Genomic DNA, 8,650 nt, shown 5'->3' with positions numbered 1-8,650 from the left:
TACTCCAAAGACGAACAGAAGCCCCGATAGCAAATGCTTATGGGGCACCATACCATAATGTGAATGTTTGCTGCAACCCCGATGCCTGGTCTAGAGACAGTGATTTTCGGGGTACCGCCCACCAAGTAAATATAAAAAGCCCCGCATTCTTTGCGGGGCTTTTGGTTTTATCCTTGTTTATCATATAGCGTTAGATTTTGAAAAACATTTTGTCGCAGATATTTCTTATACCTCTTGCTTTTTTCATATGATACTATTTTTTCCTAATCCCCTGATTATATAAGAAAAGCCATCCTTGGATGGCTTTTCTTGACATCCGTTAATATTCTCACCGCAAGAACTTCCAGATCAGATAGATGGTGGCACCCCAGGCCCCCGGGCCGTGGCACAGCACCGCCGCCCAGATGTTCCCGGTATATTCGGTCAGCCAGGCCAGGGCCAGACCCCCGGCAAAGACGATGACCATCAAGGGCAGCCCGGCCCAGCCGGGCATCAAAAAACTTATGGTCACCAGATGATAGACAGTGAACAGCAGGGCCGAGACCAGGATATGCCGTTTGAACCCCGCCCGCTTGGCCAGCAGGCCCTGAACTCCCGCCCTCCAGTACATCTCCTCGCCCAAAGGAATGATCACTGCCACAAATAGGAAGAATTGCAGCAAGCCGGCCGAAAAGGCGTTGCTTTGATAGAGCCTTTGCGAACATACTTTCAGCATATCATCCGGAAGAGCTTTCCCAAAGTATATATTCCCGACATATATGCTGAGCGCCGCCGCCACCGACGCCACCAAAAGGCCCAGCCCCAGGCTTTTGAATATTTTAGCGCCCGGCAGTTTTATCCGCTCCTCCAGGCCGTAGGCCTTGATCTGCCAGAAAGCCCCGCCGTAAAAAACGACGGTGGAGAGTATGATGGCCAGCCAGGCATCTTTCAACAGCCACAGGGCCAGCCAGTTCACCAGGGCCGGGGTCAGAGTAAGAACGGCCAGTAAAAAGGACAAGTCTTTTTTATTTTTTACCGAAATGGCCTTATTCATCGACACCTTTTTCATGGCCGATGTTCTCCAAAAGCTTCAGCACCTCCACCTCGGTCTCGGCATGCATCAGTTCCTGGCGCAGGGCCGCCGCCCCGGGGATTCCTTTGATATACCAGCCCAGATGCTTGCGCATCTCCCTGATGCCTCGGAGCTCTCCTTTATCGGCCACCGACATTGCTATATGTTCCTTGACGACCTGCATCCGCTCCTGCCAGCTTGCCGGCTGCACTTCTGAATTCTGCATACTGCCTTCTGTATTCAGGGCAGCATTGATATCGGCGAACAAAAAGGGGTTCCCCAGCGCCGCCCGGCCCACCATCACCAGATCGCATCCGGTCTGTTCGATCATTCTCAAGGCCTCGGCTCCCGAGGTTACATCGCCATTGCCGATCACTGGTATTTTCGCCTGCTGTTTTATTTTTGAGATGATGTTCCAGTCCGCCTTGCCGGAGAACATCTGGCTCCTGGTCCGGCCGTGGACGGCGATGGCCGATACGCCGCAGTCCTCCAGCAGTTTGGCCACCTCCAGGGCGTTCTCCGACCCCACCTCCCAGCCGCTGCGGATCTTGGCCAGCACCGGACGTTTGGCGACATTGATCACCGCCCGGGCTATCTCGGCTATTTTTTCCGGAAATTTAAGCAGGGCCGACCCGCCGCCGTTCTTGACTATCTTGGGGGCCGGACAGCCGAAATTCAGGTCATAGAAATCAGGTTGGATATCCCTTTCCAGCCGTTCCACCGACTCGGCAAAGGCCAAAGGCCGGGTGCCGAAAAGCTGAACAGCAATGGGCCGCTCCTCCTCCCGGAAGGATAACATCTTGATGGTCTTGGAATGCCCGCGGGACAGGGCCTCGGCCGAGATCATCTCGGAATACACCAAGGCGGCGCCGTAACGGCGACAGATAAGACGAAAGGCCGAGTCGGTAATGCCCGCCATCGGGGCCAACACCGCCCGGCCCTTTAGAATATTTGGATCGAATATTTTGGTCAATTATATTTACCGCTAAAAATTAATCCCTGCCCTTTTGCCATTTTTTGAAGAATATCCATACCAGGATCAAAAACAGGCCGGCCAGTATCGATATCAACCGCCGATCGGCCAGCGACAACAGCATGGCCAAGATCGCCAAAAAGACGGTTATGCCGTACAGGAACATCACCGCCCCCTGGTGGCTGAAACCGATGGTCAGCAGTGTGTGGTGCACGTGTTCCTTGTCGGCCCGGTAGAACATCTGTCCCCGCCAGGTTCGGCGCAAAACGGCGCTGGCGGTATCCACCATCGGCACCCCCAGAGCGGCTATTGGTATCAGCAGGGCCACGGTGGCGATGCTTTTCATGGTCCCCAGGGTGGTCATGGCCGCCAGAATGAATCCGATGAAGGTGGCCCCCGAATCCCCCAGGAAGATACGGGCCGGATGGAAATTGAACGGCAGGAAACCCAGCAGGGCGCCGACGGTCACTATCGCCAGCAGGCCGATCAGCCCCTCCCCGGAGGCCTCGGCCGAGACAAAGATGGTGGCGGCGACTATGGTGGCGATGCCGGCCGCCAGTCCGTCCAGCCCGTCGATAAAATTGATGGCGTTGATTATGAATACGATCCACAGAGCCGTAAATGGTATGCTGAAAAGACCCAGTGCGAAGACGCCCCCCAGCGGGCTGGGCAGTACGGTCACGCAGAAGCCCCCGGCGATCAGAATGCCGGCGGCGGCGAATTGAAAGACCAGCCGCAGGGCCACCGAGGCGCTTTTCAGATCGTCATATAGCCCCACCCCCAGGATCAGCAGGCCCCCGAAGGTTATGGCCGTGAACTTCCCGGCCAGTCCATAAAAGATGCCGGGCCATAACGATTTTATCAGCCAGATGGTGATCAGCACCGCCACTGCCACTGCCGCTCCGCCCAGGCAGGGCATGGCCTTTTGGTGTATTTTTCTCAGGCCCGGCCGGTCGAACACCTTGCCTTTGACCGAAACGTACAGGGCCAGCGGCGTCAGCAGCAGGCTCAATACGGCGGCTATAAAGAACGCTGTCAGATAATGCAATACAGATCCTTTTAGATTTGGAAGCCGTTCCCATTTGATGAGAACGGCTCAGGTTAAATTTATTTTGTCAGCGCCTGGATCAGCAGGTCCAATTCCTCCCTGGTCCTCTTCTCGGTCACCGAGATCAGCAGATGGCCTTCCAGTTGTTTAAAGAACCGGCCCAGATCCAGTCCGGCAAGGATGCCCTTCTGCTTCAGCTCTGTCAGGACTTGAGCCGATGGCCTTTTGGTCTTATAGACGAACTCCTTGAAGAACGGGGCCGAAAAGGCCGGCTCCAGGTGCTCCGCCAGATAATGGCTTTTCTGCAGACAAAGCTCGGCCACCTGTTTGATGCCGTCCCGGCCCATCAGTGACATATAGACGGTGGCCGCCAGGGCGCACAGCGCCTGATTGGAGCAGATATTGGAGGAAGCCTTTTCCCGGCGGATATGCTGTTCCCTGGCCTGCATGGTCAGCACCAGCCCCTCGCGACCCTGGCTGTCGGTGGTCTGGCCCACGATCCTTCCCGGCATCAATCGCAGCAGGGGGTTCTTGGCGGCCAACAGCCCCAGATAAGGCCCGCCCAGCCCCATGGGAATTCCCAGGGGTTGCCCCTCGCCGGTGACGATATCGGCCCCATAAGATCCGGGGGCTTTTAAAATTCCCAGCGATAGCGGATCGGCCGAGACCACGAATAGCGCGCCATTCTTATGGGCGATGGCGGACATCTCCTCGACCGGCTCCAGTGCACCGAAGAAATTGGGATGCTGAACGAGGACCGCCGCAGTTTTATCGTCAATGGTTTTTTCCAGTTCATCCAGACTGGTGACTCCGTCCTTCCAGGGAATCTCGGCTATTTCTATGTTCAATCCCCGGCAGTATGTTTTCAGCACTTCGCGGTAATCCGGGTGGACGGTGCTGGATATGACCAGCTTTTTGCGCTTGGTATGACCGCAGGTCATCAGCCCGGCCTCGGCTAGGGCGGTGGCCCCGTCGTACATCGAGGCGTTGGCCACATCCATTCCGGTCAGGGCGGCTATCAGGCTCTGGAACTCCCAGATGACCTGCAGCGTCCCCTGGCTGACCTCGGCCTGATAGGGGGTGTAGGCGGTATAGAACTCCGGGCGGGACAGGATGTGGTCCACCGCCGCCGGGATGTAATGATCGTAAGCCCCCCCGCCCAGGAAGGATATCATCTCCCCAGCCGGTTTGTTTGATTTGGAGATCCCGGAGATCTCTTTGGCCGCTTCCATCTCGGACAGCGGAGCCGGCAGATCCAGTTGGGATTTTAAAAAGATATCCTGGGGGATGTCAGCTATCAGCTCTTTGAAATCCTTGACCCCTATCCGGGCCAGCATCTCCTGAATATTCTCCGGCGTATTGGCAATGTATGGCATAATTTAATGATTTCAAATTTGAAATTTAAAATTGCATATTTGCAATTTTGGTTTAATGTCCGTGCTTTTCCATCTTTTCGTAGGCCTCGGCGTCCATCAGCTTGCCGGCCTGGGAAGCATCGGATAATTTTATCTTGACCATCCAGCCTTTTCCGTAGGCATCCTTGTTGACCAGGTCGGGGGTGCCCTCCAGTTCGCCGTTTATCTCGGCCACCTCGCCGGACAGCGGGGCGTTTAAATCGGATACCGCCTTTACCGCCTCCACGGTGCCGAATGGCTTGCCCATCTCGACTTTGGAACCGATGGCCGGCATCTCCACGAAGACGATGTCCCCCAGTTCGCCCTGGGCGAAATCGCTGATGCCGATGGTGGCGATGTCGCCTTCTATCCTGGCCCACTCATGGCTGGCGGCGTATTTCAAATCCTTGGGAAAGTTCATGATTCCTCCAACTTTTTTGTATTTGATATTTTATCCATTCGAAAGCAAAATAATTTTGCTAATCAATGACCCTGCGGCAGAGACCGCAGGGTATGTCAGGTTGTTGTTATTCCCCTGACAACCTACGGTTTTCAAACTTTCCCTTTACATGGTATCCCTGTGGCAGAGACCACGGGGAATTGCAAGTTAAATGTAAAACGCTGTAGTTCTATTATATGTAACGTTTGGCATATGGTGCGTGCCAGCCATCCCTTTCCATGTGCGATTCAGTAAACAAAAAGCGATGCACCCGTGCATACGAAATCAACTATCCAAAAGCGGGGCGGCATGCAATATATGCCCTGTTGTGTGCAGTGGTTCATTAATGATAACTCCATGTAAAATCAATCATTTTAGTGAGGTCATCGAAAAACATTACATAACCATCTCCATTGTATCTTGATGACCAAAAAATTATTTCGCTCTTACCATTATTATCATAATCACCCGCATCTATTAAAGTATTTATTGAATTATCATCGTCTGTAAATTCGTCTTGACTAAAATTATAATCAATGATCTTTGAAATATTTATTAATTCTCCAGAATTTGATTTATAAATCCAAACTGGATACGAAATCATTCCATTATTATTTGTTATAATTCCTATTTGAATCAATTGGTTAAGAGTGTTTGATTGATACGATTTCAAATATTTCAATTGTTTTATTTCAATATTTTGCAATGAAGGGAAAGTTTTTGCAATGTATGATTTATAAATAGGAAATATTTTCTCCAAGTCAGATAACTCAGGATTAAAAGGCTTCCATTTTTCAGGGTCATTACAGTTTGGATGCGATACAACAATTAATGGTCTATATTCTTTCTCATTTGCCCAACTAGAAAAATCAAAATTACATGAACCTATTGTAGGTAAAGTCTTTCCTATAGTGCTATGATATGAATCTCTTGGATATGTCCAAATGGCATCCTTACATTTTATTTGTTCTCTCTTTGAATAAAAAAATCCAATATTTTTACTATCAAACGCAACATACCATTCTCTTCCAGATGGATAAATGCTATAATCTGCAATTTTCTTTTCTAATGATATCCATTGATTATCATTTTTATAAAACAAAGGGCGGACTATCTTTTTTACATTTGTATCTTGTATTGCATCATATGTGTTATCCGGCCAAGTACTTCTTTTTGTCTCAAGTGCACCAATATATAAAATATCATCTCTTTTGATTTCCTGATTTTGAGAAAACAAATTACTGTAATTGGTGATGAATATTAGTATGATGATTATTCTTTTCATATTTTTTGTCATTCAGGATTCCTACCATTGCACACAACGTCTGCGGGTTTGTGAAATAGCCGTCCGCAGCAGTGGATGGCATTGCGTTTGCCTTCAAATAAGACTATTGTATTCGTATTATAGGATGCAAACGCCATGCCATAGGCTATTTACAGCGAACACGACCGTTGCAGATTTGCAAAGTGTGAGCCACAAACCCGTTTGTTATGCACAGATACATGTCTTACTTCATGTTTTCGGGAATGTCATTATTTAAAAAATTAATATATTGATATGATGCAACTTGAGGTAATGGTGAGGAAGTAACAATTTCAATTCGAATAAAAGTGTTTGGTTTATCAATTTCAGCTTTATAAAATAATGTTGCTATTTCAAAAGTGCCAGCCGTAGTATAACTCGTGCCTCGTGCGATACTCTTGAATGATGCACTTTTCAGGTTGCCAAAGGCAGGAACAATTTGTTTGTTAAACATATCTTTAAATTGATCAATAGTATAAGCAGATTTAAAATTTGGCAAATAATCATTATATGCGGCTTCTAAGTCTCCACCAATGTATTTTTGTACATGATTATTTGTAAATGAAATGACTGTAGAGTCGCTTGTGGAAGTCGTTTCAGAAACATTATTTTTATTATCTTTTTGAGTAGATGAGCAACCAATAACGATTGCGATTAGGAGTGGGAAAAGATGCTTCATTGTCTTTCACTTTTTGTAATTGGCTATAACTACTGGATTAGCGAAGTGCGTGCCTGCACGCCGCAGTGTGTTACGGCACGCAGGCGTGTATTTTTGGTTTTAGCTGGGGGTAACGGTGCGTATATCACGGACCAGTAACGGGCTTCACGCACCTTTATTATTTCTTAATTGAACTGTGCTTCCAGAACGGCGTCTCGGCCACCTTGGCCGGTATCATCTTGCCGCGGATCTCCACCTGCAGCTCGGTGCCGGTCTTGGCAAGCTCGCTCTTAACATAGGCGGTGCCGATTCCCTTGGATACCGACGGCGAGAACACCCCGCTGACCACCTCGCCCACCTGGGAGCCGTCCTTGAATACCTTGTAATGCTGTCGGGGAAAGGCGTTGCCCTCCACCTCGAAACCCACCAATTTTCGCTTGACGCCTTCGGCCTTCTGTTTTAACAGGACATCCTTGCCGATAAAATCGCCTTCCTTTTTCAGCTTGGTGATCCAGCCCAGTCCGGCCTCCAGAGGAGAGGTGGTCTTGTCGATATCGTTGCCGTACAGGCAGTATTTCATTTCCAATCTTAATGAATCCCTGGCTCCCAGTCCGCTGGGCTGGAGGTTGAATTCCCGGCCGGCCTTAAAGAGAGCCTCCCATATCTGCCCGGCGTATTTAACATCAAAATACAGCTCGAAGCCGTCCTCGCCGGTATATCCGGTGCGGGAGACTATCATCTCGATCCCGTCCACCTTTCCAGTCTTGAACCAGTAGAATTTCATGTCGGACAGCTTGAGATCGCATATCTTCTGCAGCAGGGGCTCGGCCTTGGGGCCCTGCAGGGCCAACTGGGCAACTTCGGGGCTGGTGTTTTTTAATGTGACATCGAAAAATTTTGACTGCTCCTGCAGCCAGGCGAAGTCCTTGTCCAGGTTGGAGGCGTTGACCACCAGAAAATAGTGATCGGGAAAACGATAGACCAACAGATCGTCCACAATACCAGCATCCGGGTAGCACATGGCCGAATACTGCACCTGGTCCACTTCCAGCACCGCCGGGTCGTTGATAGTGACGTAGGAAACGAATTTCAGGGCCTCCGGGCCCCAAACCTCGATCTCGCCCATGTGAGAAACATCAAACAGGCCGACGGCGCTTCTGACGTGCCGGTGTTCCCCTATGATCCCGGTATACTGCACCGGCATTAAAAATCCTGCGAAGGGGACCATTTTCCCGCCAGCGGCCACATGTTGTTCATAGAAGGGAGTTTTGTTCTCCATTTTGCTCCTATTAAGAAAATATATTACGGATTTAATGAACTAACTGATATTAATTTTTATCCGGAAGCAAGGCTTCAATATCTTTAATGTTACTTTCTTATGACCCTTCACAACCAAGGCGGGTTGCTATTTTCAGGGCAGGCGCCGAAAGCAACCAAAGACGCCGTCCTGAGAAGGACATCATGCCTGCCTTGTCGAAGGAAGTCTTTACCGCCCAGTTCCGCGGACAGTAAGGCCTACGCCCCGGCACTCATTGAACCAGAACAAGCAGGATATCCATGATGCAATGACTGCTTTCTCGGGGCTGAAGCATGCGCCGCTTCACTTAAAGGCGGGGTCCCGGGTCGCATCAGCGCTGCTGCCCGACAAAAGCTGCCGTGAAAAATGTTTTGCCTGCGGGGGCCCTGTTTCGTGGTCAAGACATTTAGGCAGCTGGATATCATAAACTTCCGGGCAGCGGTGCAGCGACAGTTCTTCCGCCACCGCAGGTAAATCCATATAGGCG

The 8,650-nt window shown here is 50.1% G+C and carries 9 protein-coding genes; all 9 read right to left on the bottom strand.

Features of this window, described 5'->3' with window-relative positions; all coding sequences use genetic code 11:
• Positions 1-328: 328 nt before the first annotated feature.
• On the bottom strand, positions 329-1,048 hold the full coding sequence (locus KJ869_03125; protein ID MBU1576183.1) for a CPBP family intramembrane metalloprotease: 720 nt from the start codon (positions 1,046-1,048) through the stop codon (positions 329-331).
• Positions 1,026-2,024: a tRNA dihydrouridine synthase DusB gene (gene dusB / locus KJ869_03120; protein ID MBU1576182.1), complete on the bottom strand. Its 999-nt coding sequence runs from the start codon at positions 2,022-2,024 to the stop codon at positions 1,026-1,028. The genes KJ869_03125 and dusB overlap by 23 nt, the downstream gene beginning before the upstream one ends.
• Positions 2,025-2,043: 19 nt before the next feature.
• A complete protein-coding gene (locus KJ869_03115) occupies positions 2,044-3,072 on the bottom strand; it encodes an undecaprenyl/decaprenyl-phosphate alpha-N-acetylglucosaminyl 1-phosphate transferase (protein MBU1576181.1) in 1,029 nt (342 codons plus the stop codon).
• A gap of 59 nt (positions 3,073-3,131) precedes the next feature.
• Positions 3,132-4,448, bottom strand: coding sequence for an aminomethyl-transferring glycine dehydrogenase subunit GcvPA (gene gcvPA / locus KJ869_03110; protein MBU1576180.1), 1,317 nt, complete (start codon positions 4,446-4,448; stop codon positions 3,132-3,134).
• A 52-nt stretch (positions 4,449-4,500) separates the two neighbouring features.
• Positions 4,501-4,887 (bottom strand): glycine cleavage system protein GcvH, encoded by a 387-nt coding sequence (gcvH, locus tag KJ869_03105; GenBank protein ID MBU1576179.1) that lies wholly within the window; start codon positions 4,885-4,887, stop codon positions 4,501-4,503.
• A gap of 361 nt (positions 4,888-5,248) precedes the next feature.
• Positions 5,249-6,190: a hypothetical protein gene (locus KJ869_03100; GenBank protein MBU1576178.1), complete on the bottom strand. Its 942-nt coding sequence runs from the start codon at positions 6,188-6,190 to the stop codon at positions 5,249-5,251.
• 223 nt (positions 6,191-6,413) lie between these two features.
• Positions 6,414-6,887, bottom strand: coding sequence for a DUF3887 domain-containing protein (locus tag KJ869_03095; protein ID MBU1576177.1), 474 nt, complete (start codon positions 6,885-6,887; stop codon positions 6,414-6,416).
• A gap of 157 nt (positions 6,888-7,044) precedes the next feature.
• A complete protein-coding gene (gcvT, locus tag KJ869_03090) occupies positions 7,045-8,145 on the bottom strand; it encodes a glycine cleavage system aminomethyltransferase GcvT (protein ID MBU1576176.1) in 1,101 nt (366 codons plus the stop codon).
• Positions 8,146-8,466: 321 nt separating this feature from the next.
• Positions 8,467-8,650 (bottom strand): hypothetical protein (locus KJ869_03085; GenBank protein ID MBU1576175.1); only part of this gene is annotated, 184 nt, incomplete at its 5' end.

This window comes from Candidatus Edwardsbacteria bacterium (assembly GCA_018821925.1).
Taxonomy (GTDB): Bacteria; Edwardsbacteria; AC1; order AC1; family EtOH8; genus UBA2226.
The sequence above is the reverse complement of the archived record's forward strand: the minus strand, read 5'-3'. Positions and strand labels throughout refer to the sequence as shown.

Excerpts from the sequence above, each read along its gene's own strand:
- gcvT (MBU1576176.1), bottom strand. The coding sequence starts at position 8,145 with ATGGAGAACAAAACTCCCTTCTATGAACAACATGTGGCCGCTGGCGGG.
- gcvH (MBU1576179.1), bottom strand. The coding sequence starts at position 4,887 with ATGAACTTTCCCAAGGATTTGAAATACGCCGCCAGCCATGAGTGGGCC.
- gcvPA (MBU1576180.1), bottom strand. The coding sequence starts at position 4,448 with ATGCCATACATTGCCAATACGCCGGAGAATATTCAGGAGATGCTGGCC.
- KJ869_03095 (MBU1576177.1), bottom strand. The coding sequence starts at position 6,887 with ATGAAGCATCTTTTCCCACTCCTAATCGCAATCGTTATTGGTTGCTCA.
- KJ869_03100 (MBU1576178.1), bottom strand. The coding sequence starts at position 6,190 with ATGAAAAGAATAATCATCATACTAATATTCATCACCAATTACAGTAAT.
- KJ869_03125 (MBU1576183.1), bottom strand. The coding sequence starts at position 1,048 with ATGAAAAAGGTGTCGATGAATAAGGCCATTTCGGTAAAAAATAAAAAA.